The sequence below is a fragment of the Paraburkholderia sp. J8-2 genome (assembly GCF_905220195.1).
Taxonomy (GTDB): Bacteria; Pseudomonadota; Gammaproteobacteria; order Burkholderiales; family Burkholderiaceae; genus Paraburkholderia.
Map to the genome: position 1 here is coordinate 594528 of NZ_CAJMZA010000002.1, position 15847 is coordinate 610374.

General features: G+C 66.7%; 15 protein-coding genes. 11 read left to right on the forward strand and 4 right to left on the reverse strand.

Translation table 11 applies throughout. The annotated features are described in order from the left end of the window. The first annotated feature begins 3 nt into the window (after nt 1-3). The 4 genes from U5A52_RS07960 (at nt 4) to U5A52_RS07975 (ending at nt 4658) form a co-directional block, all read left to right on the forward strand. Nucleotides 4-1242: an efflux RND transporter periplasmic adaptor subunit gene (locus U5A52_RS07960; protein ID WP_321934440.1), complete on the forward strand. Its 1239-nt coding sequence runs from the start codon at nt 4-6 to the stop codon at nt 1240-1242. Continuing rightward, a complete protein-coding gene (locus tag U5A52_RS07965; RefSeq protein ID WP_321934441.1) occupies nt 1239-2804 on the forward strand; it encodes an efflux transporter outer membrane subunit in 1566 nt (521 codons plus the stop codon). The genes U5A52_RS07960 and U5A52_RS07965 overlap by 4 nt, the downstream gene beginning before the upstream one ends. Before the next feature lie 93 nt (nt 2805-2897). After that, entirely contained in the window at nt 2898-4139 is a 1242-nt protein-coding gene (locus U5A52_RS07970; RefSeq protein ID WP_321934442.1) for an MFS transporter, read from the forward strand. 333 nt (nt 4140-4472) lie between these two features. Beyond that, a complete protein-coding gene (locus U5A52_RS07975) occupies nt 4473-4658 on the forward strand; it encodes a hypothetical protein (RefSeq protein ID WP_028203177.1) in 186 nt (61 codons plus the stop codon). Nucleotides 4659-4743: 85 nt separating this feature from the next. Here U5A52_RS07975 and U5A52_RS07980 read toward each other — a convergent pair whose 3' ends face one another. Both U5A52_RS07980 and mgrA read right to left on the reverse strand, forming a co-directional pair. Beyond that, complete coding sequence (locus U5A52_RS07980; protein WP_321934443.1) at nt 4744-5781, reverse strand: fatty acid desaturase family protein; 1038 nt, start codon at nt 5779-5781, stop codon at nt 4744-4746. 159 nt (nt 5782-5940) lie between these two features. After that, on the reverse strand, nt 5941-6984 hold the full coding sequence (mgrA, locus tag U5A52_RS07985) for an L-glyceraldehyde 3-phosphate reductase (protein ID WP_321907368.1): 1044 nt from the start codon (nt 6982-6984) through the stop codon (nt 5941-5943). 242 nt (nt 6985-7226) lie between these two features. On the opposite strand from mgrA, the gene U5A52_RS07990 reads away from it, so the two are divergent. Beyond that, nucleotides 7227-7433, forward strand: a complete 207-nt coding sequence (locus U5A52_RS07990; RefSeq protein ID WP_201698297.1) for a DUF3185 family protein — start codon at nt 7227-7229, stop codon at nt 7431-7433. Between the two features lie 34 nt (nt 7434-7467). On the opposite strand, the gene U5A52_RS07995 is transcribed toward U5A52_RS07990, so the two are convergent. Further along, on the reverse strand, nt 7468-8229 hold the full coding sequence (locus tag U5A52_RS07995) for a phytanoyl-CoA dioxygenase family protein (protein ID WP_321907365.1): 762 nt from the start codon (nt 8227-8229) through the stop codon (nt 7468-7470). A gap of 539 nt (nt 8230-8768) precedes the next feature. Here U5A52_RS07995 and U5A52_RS08000 point away from each other — a divergent pair. After that, entirely contained in the window at nt 8769-9137 is a 369-nt protein-coding gene (locus U5A52_RS08000) for a hypothetical protein (protein ID WP_321907364.1), read from the forward strand. Between the two features lie 152 nt (nt 9138-9289). On the opposite strand, the gene metK is transcribed toward U5A52_RS08000, so the two are convergent. Beyond that, a complete protein-coding gene (gene metK / locus U5A52_RS08005; RefSeq protein ID WP_321907362.1) occupies nt 9290-10480 on the reverse strand; it encodes a methionine adenosyltransferase in 1191 nt (396 codons plus the stop codon). 262 nt (nt 10481-10742) lie between these two features. On the opposite strand from metK, the gene U5A52_RS08010 reads away from it, so the two are divergent. The 5 genes from U5A52_RS08010 to U5A52_RS08030 all read left to right on the forward strand — a co-directional run bounded on the left by U5A52_RS08010 (nt 10743) and on the right by U5A52_RS08030 (nt 15626). Continuing rightward, entirely contained in the window at nt 10743-11630 is an 888-nt protein-coding gene (locus U5A52_RS08010) for a lipid A biosynthesis lauroyl acyltransferase (RefSeq protein ID WP_321907360.1), read from the forward strand. A gap of 70 nt (nt 11631-11700) precedes the next feature. Then, nucleotides 11701-12567, forward strand: a complete 867-nt coding sequence (gene dapF / locus U5A52_RS08015; protein ID WP_321907358.1) for a diaminopimelate epimerase — start codon at nt 11701-11703, stop codon at nt 12565-12567. Nucleotides 12568-12704: 137 nt separating this feature from the next. Continuing rightward, entirely contained in the window at nt 12705-13388 is a 684-nt protein-coding gene (locus U5A52_RS08020) for a DUF484 family protein (RefSeq protein WP_321907356.1), read from the forward strand. Between the two features lie 57 nt (nt 13389-13445). Further along, nucleotides 13446-14348 carry a tyrosine recombinase XerC gene (gene xerC, locus U5A52_RS08025; protein WP_321907808.1) on the forward strand — a complete coding sequence of 301 codons (903 nt, stop codon included), beginning with the start codon at nt 13446-13448 and terminating at the stop codon, nt 14346-14348. Nucleotides 14349-14423: 75 nt separating this feature from the next. After that, a complete protein-coding gene (locus U5A52_RS08030; protein ID WP_321934444.1) occupies nt 14424-15626 on the forward strand; it encodes a class I SAM-dependent rRNA methyltransferase in 1203 nt (400 codons plus the stop codon). Nucleotides 15627-15847 lie beyond the last annotated feature (221 nt).

Consider the following 15847-nt stretch of genomic DNA (forward strand, 5'->3'; position numbering starts at 1 on the left):
GTCATGACGAATCATTCGCAAACGCCTCCGCCGCAAGCGCCGCATAGCCCGCATAAAGCACGGCGCTGGCCCATCGTGCTCGCTGCGCTCATCGTGATCGGGCTCGCGGCGCAAGGCATCTGGTCGCGCCATAGCGCGCATGCGGCGCTCGAGCGCGACGCGAAAACCGCGAGCACGCTTTCCGTGCAGGTGGTCACGCCACAGCGCTCGGCGCGCGCGCTCGACCTCGTGTTGCCCGGCAACGTGCAGGCGTTTCTCGACACGCCGATCTACGCGCGCACCAATGGCTATCTGCGCAAGTGGTACTTCGACATCGGCGCGCACGTGAAGGCGGGCCAGTTGCTCGCCGAAATCGACGCACCCGAAGTGGATGACCAGCTGCGTGCCGCGCGCGCCGATCTCGCCAACGCCGAAGCCAATTACGCGCTCGCGAAAACCACGGCCGACCGCTGGACGCAGATGCTGCAAACGCGCTCGGTGGCGAAACAGGACGCCGACGAAAAAGTCGGCGACATGCTCGCGAAAAAGGCCACGCTCGATTCCGCGCGCTTCAACGTCTCGCGGCTCTCGCAACTGCAGTCGTACGAACGCGTGACGGCGCCCTTCGACGGCATCGTCACCGCGCGCAACGTGGACGTGGGCGCGCTCATCGACGCGGGCAACGGCGGCAGCTCGCAGAAAGAGCTGTTTCATCTCGCGCAGGCCGACCGGCTGCGCGTGTACGCGAACGTGCCGCAGGCTTACGCGCAGCAGATCCGCGTGCAGCAGCATGCGTATCTCACGCTCAACGAGGAACAGGGCAAGCCCTTCCCTGGCATCGTCGCGCGCACGGCGGGCGCGGTCGATACGCAGCAGCGCACGATGCTCGTGGAAGTCGATGTGGACAACCGCAGCGGCGAACTGCTGCCCGGCGCGTATGCGCAGGTGCACTTCGCGCTCGACGGCTCGGGCACGCCGATGACACTGCCCGGCAACGCCTTCCTGTTCCGCCCGGACGGCGTGAAGGTGGCGACCGTCGACGCGCAAAACCGCGTGAAGCTGGTGAAGGTCACGCTCGGCACCGACTTCGGCACCCGCGTCGCTGTGGCCGCGGGGCTCGCGGGAGACGAGCGCGTGATCGTCAATCCGCAGGACGCGATCGTCGACGGCACGCCCGTGCGCATCGTGCAGCCGCAGCACGAGGCAGGTGCGGCGCATGGCGCGAGCGGTGCGGGTAGCAACACGCAGGCGCAGGGCGAATGATGAGGCGCGCACGCGTTCGACTTCTCGCGTTGGCCCTGCTCGGGGCGCTCGGCGCCTGCACGGTCGGGCCCGACTACGTACGCCCCAGCATGCCCTTGGCCGCGACGTTCAAGGAGCTCGAAGGCACGGGCTGGACGATTGCGCAGCCTGCCGACAACGTGCCGCGCGGCGCGTGGTGGACGATCTACGAGGACCCCACGCTCGACAAGTTCGAAGCCCAGGTCGAGAGCGCGAACCAGAACGTGCAAGCCGCACAGGCGCACTTTCGCGCGGCGCGCGCGAACGTGGCGCAGCAGCGCTCGAGCTATTTTCCGCTCGTGACGGCGAGCGGCGACTATTCGCGCTACCGCACCTCGCAGAACGTCCTGTACACGTCGAAGGCCGGTCAAACGATCAACGATTACGCCGTCGGCATCGACGCCACATGGGAGCCCGATATCTGGGGCCGCGTCGCGCGCAACGTCGAGGCCGCGAAGGCGAATGCACAGGCAAGCGCTGCCGACATGCAGGCCGTGCTGCTCTCCATGCAGGCCGAACTCGCGACCGATTACTTCGAGCTGCGCGGCCTCGACCGCGAACGGCAATTGCTCGACGACACGATCCAGGCTTATCGCGAATCGCTCGAACTGACGCAGCATCGCTACGCAGGCGGCATCGCCACCGACGCGGACGTGGGCCAGGCGCAAACGCAGCTGCAGACCACCGAGGCGCAGGCGATCGATCTCGGCGTGCAGCGCGCGCAGCTCGAACATGCCATCGCGATTCTCATCGGGCAGTCGCCTTCCACGTTCACGCTCGCCGTCGCACCGAAGGAGGCCTACACGGTGCGCGCGATCACGAGCCCGCCGGGCGTGCCATCCACGCTGCTCGAACGGCGCCCCGACATTGCCGCTGCCGAGCGCCGCGTGGCCGCCGCGAACGCGCAAGTGGGCGTGGCGACGGCGGCGTTCTTCCCGACCCTCATGCTCGCGGTCACGGGCGGCCTGGAGGCCACCAACTTCAGCCAGTGGCTCGTCGCGCCCGCGCGCTTCTGGTCGCTCGGACCGACGCTCGCGGGCACGCTGATCGACTTCGGCGGGCGCGAGGCCGTGCGCAACGAAGCGCGCGCCCAGTACGACGAGAACGTGGCGCAGTACCGCCAAACGGTGCTCGACGCCTTTGGCGACGTCGAGGACAACCTCGCGGCGCTGCGCGTGCTGGAGCAGGAGGCGACGGCCCAGGACCGCGCGGTGGACGCCGCGCAGCGCACGCTCGTCACCATCAACAATCGCTATCTCGGCGGTGCGATTACGTACCTCGACGTGGTCGTCGCGCAAACCACGGCGCTCAACAACGAACGCCAGGCCGTGGCGATCTCGCGCCGGCGCATGGCGGCGAGCGTCGCGCTCGTGAAGGCGCTGGGCGGCGGCTGGAGCGCGGCGGATCTGCCCAGCGATGCGGCGCTCGTGCATCCGGACGACTTGCAAAAAGCGCAGCCCGCCAGCGGGCCACAAGGCGCTTCGGCGAGCGCGCCAAGCGCCGCTCGCGGCGCGCAGCCAGGCGCCGCCCGCTCGCCGGGCTAAGCCGCCGGCGCCGCCTCTCCTGCGGCGCTCGACCACGCTGATCGCCCAACAGGCGTATCGTTGCGCCTTTGTAATATTGCTGGAGATTCACTCGTGACTGCATCACCGGGCGCCTCGCGCAATTCCGCGCCCTCCGCCGTTCCGTACATCGAACGCGGCACCCCCGAATTCTGGCGCGCGAGCCTCGCGCTTCTGTTCGCCGGCTACGCCACTTTTTCGCTTCTCTACTGCGTGCAGCCGCTGCTGCCTGCGTTCTCCGAAACCTTCGGCGTGAGCCCCGCGCAGAGCAGCCTCTCGCTCTCGTTCACCACGGCGGCGCTCGCCATCGCGATCTTCATTGCGGGCTTTGTCTCCGAAGGCTGGAGCCGGCGCGGCATGATGACCGCGTCGCTGTGCGCGTCGTCGCTGCTCACGCTCGCCACCGCCTTCGTGCCGCACTGGCATCAGCTACTCGTGCTGCGCACGCTGCAGGGCATTGCGCTCGGTGGCGTGCCCGCCGTGGCCATGGCCTGGCTCGCCGAAGAAATGCACCCGGACGGCCTCGGCCTTTCGATGGGCCTTTACGTGGGCGGCACGGCCATCGGCGGGATGGCGGGGCGCGTGATCACGGGCATCGTCACCGACCTGTTCGGCTGGCGTGCGGCAGTCGCCGTGATCGGCGTGCTCGGGCTCGCTTCCATGTTGGCGTTCCGCTCGCTCCTGCCGCCCTCGCGACACTTCGTGCCGAAGAGCGGCCTCGGCTTGACGCATCATCGCTCGGCGCTGCTGCGCCATTTCGCGCGGCCGGAGCTGCCCATGCTGTTCGCCATGGGCTTCGTGCTGATGGGCAGCTTCGTCACGCTCTACAACTACATCGGCTACCGGCTGATCGCGCCGCCCTATCGCATGAGTCAGGCAGCGATCGGCGCGATTTTCCTTGTCTACCTGACCGGCGTGGTCGCCTCGCCGTGGTCGGGCCGCATGGCCGACACCTTCGGGCGCGGCCGCGTGCTGGTCGCCAGTCTCGCGCTGATGCTCACGGGCGTCGTGCTCACGCTGTTCGCGCCGCTCGCGGCCATTGCAGCCGGCATCGCGTGCCTGACCATTGGCTTCTTCGCCGGGCATGCGGTGGCGAGCGGCTGGGTTGGACGGCTCGCGCGCGAAGCGAAGGGCCAGGCCGCCGCGCTGTACCTGCTGGCCTATTACGTCGGCTCGAGCGTAATGGGTTCCATCGGCGGGCACTTCTGGACTGCGGCGGGCTGGGCCGGCGTCGCCGGCCTCGTGATCGTGCTGCTGGTCGTGGGGCTCGCGCTGGCGCTCAGGTTGCGGGCACGCGAACGCACTGGGGCGGCCTGAGTTCGCGATATCGCCCGGCGCGGAACACAACGTGCGCACTTGCATCGTTGTGCGCCGCGCGCCGCGGCAATCGAAAGGCGTCCGTAATATTTAGACGACTGGCGAATTGCGCCCCGCGCGCATCGCACCGCAGCGCAACGCCGCTTCTGGCGGGCTTTTGCGGCGCGACATGCGCTTCACGATGCGCGTCACGGCACACACACGCGCCGCCGCGCTCGCCGCCCTCACCTATACTCGATTTCAGGCCCGGGGCCGCAACGTCATGCCATTGGCATGGCAACGAGAACGACAACCATTGCGCGCCCGCGTCGCCCATACGATAAGGAGACGAGCATGGAAGGTTATTTCACGATTGGCGATTTCGTGATGATCATCCCGATGGCCCTCGCTGGCGCGCTCTTTCTTGGCGCGGTGCCGTGCGCGACGGAATTCAGACACAACACGCTACGCGTGATCGGCGCGCTGATCGGCGTGCTCGCAGCCGTTGCGCTTGTCGAGACGCTGCCGGCGCTGATGTAGCCGGCGCAAATTGACGAAGCGGCACCTCGCGGCGCAACGCGCCGCGGTTTGCGCGCACGCGCGCCATTCGCTCGCACCCTCCACCTCAGCCGGGATCGACGCCCGGCTGCAATCCCTTGAACTGACGCAACGCGGCGGCAAGATAGTCCGCCCGCGCCGCCGCGCCTGCGGCCTCTTCGGCGTGCGCGATTGCGGGCAGCGCCGTCCACGGCAGCGTCGGATGCAGATGATGCTGGCGATGCAGGTGATGATTCATGAGCAGCACGCCCAGAACGCGCGGCACACGGAAATCCCGCGCGCGGCCCGGTTCGTCGAGCGCGACGCCGTAGTGCGGCAGGTTATCGGCTACCGATAGCCACAGTCCACGCAGGTACATCGCCGCGAGCAGCACGGGCCAAGCCTTGCCGTACAGCGCGAACGAAGCGGCGTACAGCGCGAGCGAGGCGAGCCAGTCGCGCCGCGCGCGGCTGCGCCTCACGGGATCGGCGGCGTGGTTCGCGAAGAGCCGCTGCACCTGCACGCCTTCGCGTCCGTGCGCCCCCACGCCACGCTCGATGATGGCGCGTGCGAGGCGCACGGGCATGAAAGCCAGCAGCGGCAGCAGCAATTCGGCCGCGTACAGGCCGCCCATCAACCGCGCATAGTACGAAACACGGCGACGCCAGCGCGGGCCGCTCGCGTCATGCTGGTCGAGCACATCGGGGCGGTCGAACGGCTCACGTGTGAAGCGGTGATGCATCAGGTGTCCGAAACGCACGGCGTCGAACGGCATCGCCAGGCCGATCGCGAGCACGCGCGCGAGCCACTCGTTCACGCGCCGGTCGCGCGAAAGTTGTCCGTGTATGCCTTCGTGGATGAGCCCCCAATGGATCGGCGTGGCGAGCACGACGGGCGCAAGCGTTGCCAGCAGGGCGAACGTCGGGCCGCCTGCCGCGTCCAGCAAAAGCGGCAAGCCCACGAGTTCGTAGCACAGCGCTGTGAACGCGAACGCAAGTATTGCGGCATTTGCGCGAGCCGACGTTGCGGGCTGCGGCGGGCGCATCGCACGTTCGGGCCGCCCGGCGGGTTCGGTGCGCGTGGCGGTGGGGGAAAGCGCTTCGGATTCGGCGCTCAAGGACTCCATGGAAATTCCTCGCGGCAAAGGCTGCCGCGACGTTAGCAGGGCCACATGACAAACCGAAGAATGGCGCGCCTCGCTGCCGCCGCACGCACTTTGCCGATCTTTCGCGCATAAAAAACCGCCTCGCAAGGAGGCGGTTCGTTGTGCCGGGAAGCGTGCCGTTCAGATGTGCTGATCAGTCGACGGCTTCTCCCACAGGTTCACGCCGCCTTCGGTCGCATAGCGGTCGATTTCCGCGAGTTCTTCCTTCGAAAACTCCAGGTTCTTCAACGCGGCAACGTTCTCGCGCACCTGCTCCGCGCGGCTCGCGCCGATCAGCGCCGAGGTCACGCGGCCGCCGCGCAGCGTCCAGGCAATCGCCATTTGCGCGAGGCTCTGGCCGCGGCGCAGCGCGAGGTCGTTGAGCTTGCGCACGTGCTCGATGTTCTGGGTGCTCAGATGCTCGCTCTTAAGCGAGCCGCCTCCCGGGCGGTTCACGCGCGCGTCTTCGGGCACGCCGTTCAGGTACTTGTTCGTGAGCACGCCCTGCGCGAGCGGCGTGAACGCGATGCTGCCCGTGCCGAGGTCCTCGAGCGTGTCGAGCAGTTCTTCCTCGACCCAGCGGTTGAGCATGTTGTACGACGGCTGGTGAATGAGCAGCGGCACCTTGTATTCGGCGAGCAGCTTCGCCATTTCGCGCGTCTTGGCGGGCGAATACGACGAGATGCCGACATACAGCGCCTTGCCCTGCTGCACGGCCGTCGCCAGCGCGCCAGCCGTTTCCTCGAGCGGCGTTTCCACGTCGAAACGATGCGAATAGAAGATGTCGACGTAGTCGAGGCCCATGCGCTGCAGGCTCTGGTCGAGGCTCGCGAGCACGTACTTGCGCGAGCCGCCGCCCTGGCCGTACGGGCCCGGCCACATGTCCCAGCCTGCCTTCGACGAGATCAGCAACTCGTCGCGGTACGGACGGAAATCGTCCTTGAAAATGCGGCCGAAGTTCGTTTCGGCGCTGCCGTACGGCGGGCCGTAGTTGTTCGCGAGGTCGAAGTGCGTGATGCCGAGATCGAACGCGGTGCGCAGGATGTCGCGTTGGGTCGAGATCGGCGTGGTATCGCCGAAGTTGTGCCACAGACCGAGCGAAAGTGCGGGCAGCTTGAGCCCCGACTTGCCGCAAAAGCGGTACTGCATGTCCGAATAGCGTTCTGAGGCTGCTTCGTAAGCCATGGTGATCCTCGGCGAAAACGGGTAGTGAGCGAAGGGATGGGCGCGGGCGCGCTGTGGGGCGTGCTGCTCGCGTGAGGCAGCTATGTTAGCCAATCCGCCCGAGCCGTGCAGATGCCCACTATGCGGGAAAGGCGATGTAAGGTAGGCGAGCGCGCACGCCGGGCTGCCAGATAAACCGTACCCTGGACGCGCCGCGGCCGCTCGCCTACACTGCGGCGTCCATCCTTTGCGAGAGGTTGTTCATGGCCAAAGCGATTTCGATCGCGCTTATCGCCTGTGGCGTCGTCCTGTTGTACTTCGGCGGCCAGTCGCTCCATTCGTTCGCGAACGACATGTCGCGTCTCTTCACCGGCGCGCCCACCAACCGCACGATCCTCCTGATCGGGGGCGGCATCGCGGCAACGCTCGCGGGCATCACCGGCCTCACGATGTCGGGGCGCCGGCGCTAGGCGAACGCCACGCAGCGCCGGCCCGGAACTTTACTCAGAACTTCACCTCGGGCTTGGCCGCCGAGCGCGTGCCCGGCAGCGGCACGTTGCTCGCGCCGTGGTACGTGTACACGAGCGAAAACTTCACCTGATCGCTCTGGTTCTGCCCCGCCGAATGCAGCGTGTTGCAGTGAAAGAAAACCACGTCGCCGGCGGCGAGCGTCGGGGCGATCGCGCGGTCGATCCACGCCTGGTTCTCGGGCAGGTCGGCGCGGAAGAATTTCGCGGCGTCGAAGCGCTCCGAGGTGAACGGCGCCTCGTGCGAGCCCGGCACGAACCACAGGCCGCCGTTTTCCATCTTCTCCGGCCCGAGCGCGAGCCAGACCGAAACGAGGTCGTCGCGCTCGAACGACCAGTAGCGCACGTCGCGGTGCCAGCCCGTGAGGCTGCCGTAGTGCGGGTGCTTCGTCATCATGCAGTTGTGATGCGCGCACGAGAGGACCGGCTCCTCGCCGAAATACAACTCCATCCACCCCGCGATTTCCGGCGACGTGGCCCATTCGCGATACAGCGCGTGGCGCGAGTAGGCGTCGAGCAGGCGCCGCACCGTATGGCCGCCCGGGGCGTCCTTCGATTCGGGCGCGCCCGGGTAGCGCAAATCGGCTTCGAATTCGAGCGGCGCGGCAGCCGCCTGCAACTGCTCCTGCGCAACCTGCTTGATCGCCTCGCAGCGCTCGGGCGAGACGAGCCCCGGCACGACCACGAAGCCGCGCTCGCGCAGCGCCTGCACCTGTTCTTTCTTTGACTGGACTGACATGGGACTTCCGTTATGCGATCTCGATGCGAGCAAGGGCCGCAGCCTGCGTTCGTGGCTTCGTTACACGATGCCGCGAAACGAAGAGGCTGAGGCGTCGGCGCGCGCCGACGCTTCGATTGTAAAGCGTGCCGGCACGGCCGGAAGGACCACGCTGTCACACGAGGTGGCTCCATGCGTCGCGTCGATGGAGCCGCACGCGAATGGCGCGCGCGCACCGCGATGAGGACTAAGGGTGGGATCGTGTGCATCAAAGGCGCGCAGGGCCGGGTATTAACCGACTTTCTGCAGTCATGATTCGCGTGTAGCCTGTTGCGCATGTTGTTTTACATTGCCGAATTCTCTTCGCATCGACCGATCGCCGTGAACGCCTTGCCGCACAAGGCGCTCCAACAGAAGAATCCGTCGCTTCGCGTCCCACGCCGCGCCATGCGGCCCGTCTCCCGTCCACCCAATTCGTGATGCCCTGGAAGACAGGCACGTTTGCTGCTCGACGCAAAGCGTCGCGCGAGGCGCACCTCGAACCCGATTGCTCAACCGCCATGCATACCCTCTTCGATACTCAACGCATGTCTCACGCCGCCCACACCGCCCTGAAAGCGGCCCGCCCGGCCCGCCGTCATCTGGTGCGTGCACTGCGACACCACGCCGCGCGCACCCGCGCGCTCGCACAACAGGTTCGGGAGACGAAGCCCGTCGACGGCATGCGCACCTGGTTCCACTCGTTCTTCGCCGTACTGCGCATGCGCTCGGGCTCGCGCCACTTCTCGCTGCGCACGCTGCTCTATCGCCCGAACGCGCCGCTGCGCACGCTCGCCGCGCCCACCACGGTGCATGTGGCGCGCAGCACGCGCAAGCCGCGCCGCATGGGCGCGAGCAGCACGGGCTGGTTCGGCTTCGCCATGCGCTAAGACCCGCGCCAGGCCCACGCTGCGCGGTTCGCAGCAGGCACCGCAAAAAACAAAAACCCCGCACGGGCTTGCGCCCTGCGGGGTTTTTTTCGGCACCGCATCGCGCTTGACCGGCGTTGCCGCCGGCCAGCGCGATGCCACCTTGCGAATGCTTACGCGATGGCTGCGCTCACCGGCTCCGTGCCGGCGGCTTCGGCCAGCGCGAGTGCGCGGTCGGTCGCTTCCCACGAGAATTCCGGCTCTTCGCGGCCGAAGTGGCCATAAGCGGCGGTCTTTTCGTAGATCGGGCGCAGCAGGTCGAGCATCTGGATGATGCCCTTCGGACGCAGGTCGAAGTGCTCGCGCACGAGCTTCGTGATGGTCGCATCCGACACCTTGCCGGTGCCGAACGTGTTGACCATGACCGAAGTCGGCTCAGCCACGCCGATCGCGTACGAAACCTGGATCAGGCAGCGCGACGCGAGGCCGGCGGCCACGATGTTCTTCGCGACGTAACGGCCTGCGTAGGCGGCCGAACGGTCCACCTTCGACGGATCCTTGCCCGAGAATGCGCCGCCGCCGTGCGGGGCTGCGCCGCCGTACGTGTCGACGATGATCTTGCGGCCCGTGAGGCCGCAATCGCCCTGCGGGCCGCCGATCACGAAGCGACCGGTCGGATTCACGAGGAACTTGATGTCGCCCTTGATGAGTTCGGACGGCAGCACCGGCTTGATGACTTCTTCGATCACGGCTTCGCGCAGCGTGCCGAGGTCGATGTCCGGCGAGTGCTGCGTGGAGAGAACGACCGTGTCGATGGCGTGCGGCTTGCCGTCGACGTAGCGGATCGTGACCTGCGACTTCGCGTCCGGACGCAGCCAGGGCAGACGGCCGTCGCGGCGCAGGTTCGACTGGCGCTCGACCAGACGGTGCGAAAGGTGGATCGGCAGCGGCATCAGCTCGGGCGTTTCGTCGCACGCATAGCCGAACATCAGGCCCTGGTCGCCGGCGCCCTGGTCGAGGTTGTTGTCGTGCGCGCGGTCCACGCCCTGGGCGATGTCCGGCGACTGCTTGTCGTAAGCGACGAGCACCGCGCAGCCGCGGTAGTCGATGCCGTAGTCGGTGTTGTCGTAACCGATGCGCTTGATCGTGTCGCGCGCGACCTGAATGTAGTCGACGTTGGCCGTGGTGGTGATTTCACCGGCGAGCACGACGAGACCCGTGTTGCACAGCGTTTCCGCTGCAACGCGCGAGTACTTGTCTTGCGTGAGGATGGCGTCGAGGATCGCGTCCGAGATCTGGTCGGCGACCTTGTCCGGATGGCCTTCGGAGACGGATTCGGAGGTGAAGAAATAGTCGTTTGCCACGTGTCAGGCTCCTTGTAGCTGGTGACGGTTGAGTTCACGTAGCCAGCTTCGGGAGCTTTGAAGCGGCGACGCTTTAGCGGAATTGCTGCCCGGTTGCTGTCAGTGACTCAGTCATTGACTGGCATCCGGCTTCGCCCCGCAAGTTGTCTATTAACTCGGCGAAGCCCTTATTATAGCGACTTCCTTAAATTGTCGCAGGGTACTCCCGCGTGCCGTTCGTTTCCTTCCTCATCGTTTGCAAGCCTTGCAGCGGAGTTCACGCATGCTAGGCAAACTCGGCTCCCGTTTCGCCATCGGCTTGCTCAAGCTGTTCGCGATCCTGCCCTATGGCTTTGTCGCGCGTCTGGGCGACGGCCTCGGCTGGCTGCTCTACAAGATTCCGAGCCGCCGCAAGCGCGTTGTTCATACGAATCTGCGCTTGTGCTTTCCCGAGTGGAGCGACGAAAAGCGCGAGGAAGTGGCGGGGCAGCACTTCCGTCACGCCATTCGCAGCTACATGGAGCGCAGCGTGCAATGGTTCGCGTCGGCGAAGAAGCTCGAGAAGATCGTCGAGCTCGACAGCGAGATCGATCTCACCGATCCGAACCTGCCGCCCACGCTCTTCCTCGGCTTGCATTTCGTGGGCATCGAGGCGGGCTCCATGTTCCTCAACTACTCGCTGCACCGGCCCTGCGGCTCGCTCTACCAGCCGTTCTCGAACCCCGAGTTCGAAGCCGCGGCGAAGGCGGGACGCAGCCGTTTCGGCGCGGAAATGGTCAGCCGCGCGGACAGCGCGCGCGCCGTGCTGCGCTGGCTGCGCGACAAGAAGCCCGTGATGCTCGGCGCCGATATGGACTACGGCATGCGCAACTCCACGTTCGTACCCTTCTTCGGCGTGCCGGCGTGCACACTCACGGCGGTCGGGCGTTTGGCGAAGGTGGGTCATGCGCAGGTCGTACCGTTCATCGGCGAGGTGTTGCCCAATTACAAGGGTTATCGGCTGAAAGTGTTCAAACCTTGGGAAAATTATCCAACCGGCGACGACGATCTCGACGCGCGCCGCATGAACGCTTTCCTCGAAGAACAGATTCCGCGCATTCCCGAGCAGTATTACTGGGTCCACAAGCGCTTCAAGACGCGGCCGCCGGGCGAACCCAGCGTCTACAGCTGAACGATGCGCTGAACGTTGCGCCCACGCTCGAGGCCCGGGTTTTCGCCCGGGCCTCGCTTACAATAACGGCATGAAACTCAAATTCACCAAGATGCACGGCGCGGGCAACGACTTCGTCGTGCTCGACGGCTACAGCCAGGACCTCGCGCTCACGCCCGAGCGTGTGCGCGCGCTCGCCGACCGCCACTTCGGCATCGGCGCGGACCAGTTGCTGATCGTCGAGAAGCCGACCGTGGAAGGCGTGGACTTCCGCTATCGCATCTTCAATTGCGACGGCGGCGAGGTCGAGCACTGCGGCAACGGCGCGCGCTGCTTCGTGAAATTCGTGCGCGACCGCAAGCTCACTGATTCGAAGCGTGTGCGAGTGCAGGTGCAGAAGGGCACGATCACGCTCGTCGTGCAGGAAAACGGTGAAGTCGTCGTCGATATGGATCGTCCCGAGTTCGAACCCGCGCTCGTGCCGTTCAACGCGAACGGCCTGGAAGGCCGCCGCGAAGGCAACGACACGCTCTGGCCGCTCGACGTGAATGGTGCGCGGCGCTGGGTGTCGGTCGTCTCGATGGGCAACCCGCACGCGGTGCAGGTTGTCGACGACGTCGAAGCGTACCCGGTGAAGGCCGAAGGCGCGGCCATCGAAACGCACGCGCGTTTCCCGAACAAGGTGAACGCCGGTTTCATGCAGATCGTTTCGCGCAACGAAGTGAAGCTGCGCGTATTCGAGCGCGGCGCAGGCGAAACGCTCGCGTGCGGCACGGGCGCGTGCGCGGCCGTCGCGGCGGGCATTCGCCGCGGGCTGCTCGACTCGCCCGTGAAGGTGCATACGCATGGCGGCATGCTGACCATCGCCTGGGACGGCGCGCGCGACGAATCCGCCGCGCTCACCATGGCGGGCCCGGCCGCCACCGTGTTCGAAGGCGAGATCGAGCTGGCCGACTAGCGCGCTTCGGGCCGAATTCGGCTCGCTTCGGGCCTTGCGGCGCACGTAATGAGAGAACGTCGCGCCGCACGAAAACTCAAACGCATGACAGACTGCGCGCCACCGTGCGCGCCTTACAACTACAACGCGTCCACAACATGAACGATCGCGAAGTTGCCGACTATCTGCTCGCCCACCCCGATTTTTTCGTTGAGCACGCCGAACTGCTCGCGACGATCAAGCTAGGCAATCCGCACGGCAAGGCTGCCGTTTCGCTGCAGGAACGCCAGATGGAAATGCTGCGCGAGAAGAACAAGCATCTCGAGCGCCGTCTTTCGGAACTGCTGCGCTACGGCCACGAGAACGATTCGATCGCCGCGAAGTTCAACCGCTGGACCACGCGCATGATCGCCGAGCGCGACCCGCACGCGCTGCCGCGCTCCATCACGCAGAATCTGCGCGACGTGTTCGACATGCCGCAAGCCGCGCTGCGCCTGTGGGACGTGGCGGAGGCCTACGGGCAGGCCGATTTCGCGCGCCAGACCGGCGAGGAAGTGCGCATCTTCGCGAACAGCCTCGAAACGCCGTACTGCGGCGCGAACACCGGCTTCGAGGCCGCGCAATGGCTCGACTCGACCGACGGCACCGCTGAATCGGTCGCGATCATCGCGCTGCGCGTACCCGCCGTTGCCTCGAACGATGCGCCAGCGGGCGAAGCCTTCGGCCTGCTGGTGATGGGCTCGCCCGACCCGCGCCGCTTCCACGACGGCATGGCTACGGACTTTCTCACGCAGATCGGCGCACTCGCGAGCGCGGCGCTCTCGCGCCTGCTGCCGCACTGACGCTCATCCAGGCCGCCCAACGTGAACCCGACCGATCCGATCGCCGACTACCTCGCGATGCTCGAACACGAGCGGCGGCTCTCGGAGCACACGCTGCGCGGCTACACGCATGAACTCGACGAGCTGAAGAAGCTCGCGGGCGGCAAGCCGCTCGAATCGGTCACGCCCGCGCAAGTGCGCGGCGCGGTGGCGCGCGCGCATGCGGGCGGCCTTTCGGCGCGCTCCATCGCGCACCGGTTGTCGGCCTGGCGCGCCTTCTATCGCTGGCTCGCGGGCCGCATCGAAATCGACGCCAATCCCGTGGCCGCCGTGCGTGCGCCCAAACGCGCCAAAACGCTGCCGAAGGCGCTTTCCGTCGACGATGCCACGCATCTCATGGAAGCGCCCGCCATCGCCGGCGTGGAAGCAGGCGGCCCCGAGGCGTTGCGCGACCGCGCCATGCTCGAGCTGTTTTACTCGTCGGGGCTGCGTCTCGCGGAACTCGTGGGGCTCGATGTGCATTACGTGAAGCGCGACGGCTACGAATCGGCGGGTTGGCTCAAGCGCGACGCCGCCGAAGTCGAAGTGCTCGGCAAGGGCAACCGCCACCGCATGGTGCCGGTCGGGCGCAAGGCGCTCGACGCGCTCGACGCCTGGCTCGCCGCCCGCAGCGCCTTCGTGAAGCACGACGACGCCCCGCTCTTTCTCTCCGTGCGCGGCAACCGCATGGCGCCGGGCGTGGTGCGCGAGCGCGTGAAGCGCGCCGCCATCGCGGCGGGCATTCCGGCGAACGTGCACCCTCACGTGCTGCGCCACTCGTTCGCCACGCATCTGCTGCAGTCGAGCGGCGACCTGCGCGCCGTGCAGGAACTGCTCGGCCACGCGAGCATCGCGGCCACCCAGGTCTACACGTCGCTCGACTTTCAGCACCTCGCGAAGGTCTACGACACCGCGCATCCGCGCGCCAAGAAGCGCGATTAAAGCGCGTCGGAGTTCGCGCCACGTGGCTTGCAACGCCACGCGGCGCATGCTCCGTCACCCAGCATTGAAGCCATCATGAATATCGTCACCCTCAAGCCGTCCAAAGAAAAATCCCTGCTGCGCCGCCATCCGTGGGTCTACGCGAACGCGATCGAGCGCGTGGAAGGCAAGCCCGCGCCCGGCGCGACCGTCATCGTGCGCGCGGCCGACGGCCGCTTTCTCGGGCGCGCCGCCTACAGCCCGCATTCGCAGATCCGCGCACGCGTGTGGAGCTTCGACGAAAACGAGCCGATCGACCATGCGTTCTTCAAGCGCCGCGTGCAGCGCGCCGTGGCCGACCGCCGCGCAATGGTGAGCGGCACGGGCGCGGTGCGCCTCATCTTCGGCGAGGCCGACGGCCTGCCGGGGCTGATCGTCGACTACTACATCGAAGACGCTGGCGAAGGCCGCGGCCAGCTCGTGTGCCAGTTCATGGCGGCGGGCGTCGAGGCGTGGAAGGAAGCGATCGTGGCGGCGCTCACCTCGGCAACGGGCTGCCCGAACGTGTACGAGCGCTCGGACGTATCGATCCGCGAAAAGGAAGGGCTCGAACAGATCACCGGCCTGCTCGCCGGCAGCGAGCCGCCTGAAACGATCATCACGAGCGAGAACGGCGTGCGCTATCACGTGGACGTGCGCAACGGCCACAAGACCGGCTTCTACGTGGACCAGCGCGACAACCGCGCGCTCGTGCAGACCTACGCGCGCGAGCGCGAGGTGCTCAACTGCTTCTGCTATACCGGCGGCTTCTCGCTCGCGGCCATGAAGGGCAGCGCAAAACGCGTGGTGTCGATCGACTCGTCGGGCGAAGCGCTCACCACGGCGCAGAAAAACGTCGAGGCGAACGGCTTCGATGCGGCGCTCGCCACCTGGCTCGACGCCGACGCCTTCAAGACGCTGCGCCGCCTCTACGACGAAGGCGAGCGCTTCGATCTCGTGGTGCTCGATCCGCCCAAGTTCGCGGCCTCGCGCGAGCACGTGGACCGCGCCGCGCGCGCCTACAAGGACATCAATCTCACGGGTTTCAAGCTGCTGCGTCCAGGCGGTCTGTTGTTCACCTATTCGTGCTCGGGCGCGATCGATTCGGCGCTGTTCCAGAAGATCGTGGCGGGCGCCGCCGCCGACGCCCGAGTGGACGCGCGCATCCTCAAGCGCCTGGGCGCCGGCGTGGATCACCCGCTGCTCACGGCGTTTCCGGAAGGCGAATATCTGAAGGGCCTGCTGTTGCAAATCGCCTGAAGCGGCCTTATTTGAGCCCTTTCGGCGGCGCGCCGCAGCGCCTCTTTCACGGTCTGTTCCCGCCCCGAATGGCGCTCGCCGGTCTCGCACCCGGCCGCCGCATGCGGGCGCGGCGCAGATATGTTTCAATAGGAAGTTATGTTGTAACACTCGAAGGCCGCGACAGCATGAAGCGGCGCGCCCGAACGTACCCCCGAACACCTACCAGGCAGACAGCATGG

What these genes read in the sequence shown, in the direction of transcription:
- U5A52_RS07960 (WP_321934440.1), top strand. Translation starts at nt 4, where the DNA reads ATGACGAATCATTCGCAAACGCCTCCGCCGCAAGCGCCGCATAGCCCG.
- U5A52_RS07965 (WP_321934441.1), top strand. Translation starts at nt 1,239, where the DNA reads ATGATGAGGCGCGCACGCGTTCGACTTCTCGCGTTGGCCCTGCTCGGG.
- U5A52_RS07975 (WP_028203177.1), top strand. Translation starts at nt 4,473, where the DNA reads ATGGAAGGTTATTTCACGATTGGCGATTTCGTGATGATCATCCCGATG.
- U5A52_RS07980 (WP_321934443.1), bottom strand. Translation starts at nt 5,781, where the DNA reads ATGGAGTCCTTGAGCGCCGAATCCGAAGCGCTTTCCCCCACCGCCACG.
- mgrA (WP_321907368.1), bottom strand. Translation starts at nt 6,984, where the DNA reads ATGGCTTACGAAGCAGCCTCAGAACGCTATTCGGACATGCAGTACCGC.
- U5A52_RS07990 (WP_201698297.1), top strand. Translation starts at nt 7,227, where the DNA reads ATGGCCAAAGCGATTTCGATCGCGCTTATCGCCTGTGGCGTCGTCCTG.
- U5A52_RS07995 (WP_321907365.1), bottom strand. Translation starts at nt 8,229, where the DNA reads ATGTCAGTCCAGTCAAAGAAAGAACAGGTGCAGGCGCTGCGCGAGCGC.
- U5A52_RS08000 (WP_321907364.1), top strand. Translation starts at nt 8,769, where the DNA reads ATGCATACCCTCTTCGATACTCAACGCATGTCTCACGCCGCCCACACC.
- U5A52_RS08010 (WP_321907360.1), top strand. Translation starts at nt 10,743, where the DNA reads ATGCTAGGCAAACTCGGCTCCCGTTTCGCCATCGGCTTGCTCAAGCTG.
- dapF (WP_321907358.1), top strand. Translation starts at nt 11,701, where the DNA reads ATGAAACTCAAATTCACCAAGATGCACGGCGCGGGCAACGACTTCGTC.
- U5A52_RS08020 (WP_321907356.1), top strand. Translation starts at nt 12,705, where the DNA reads ATGAACGATCGCGAAGTTGCCGACTATCTGCTCGCCCACCCCGATTTT.
- xerC (WP_321907808.1), top strand. Translation starts at nt 13,446, where the DNA reads ATGCTCGAACACGAGCGGCGGCTCTCGGAGCACACGCTGCGCGGCTAC.
- U5A52_RS08030 (WP_321934444.1), top strand. Translation starts at nt 14,424, where the DNA reads ATGAATATCGTCACCCTCAAGCCGTCCAAAGAAAAATCCCTGCTGCGC.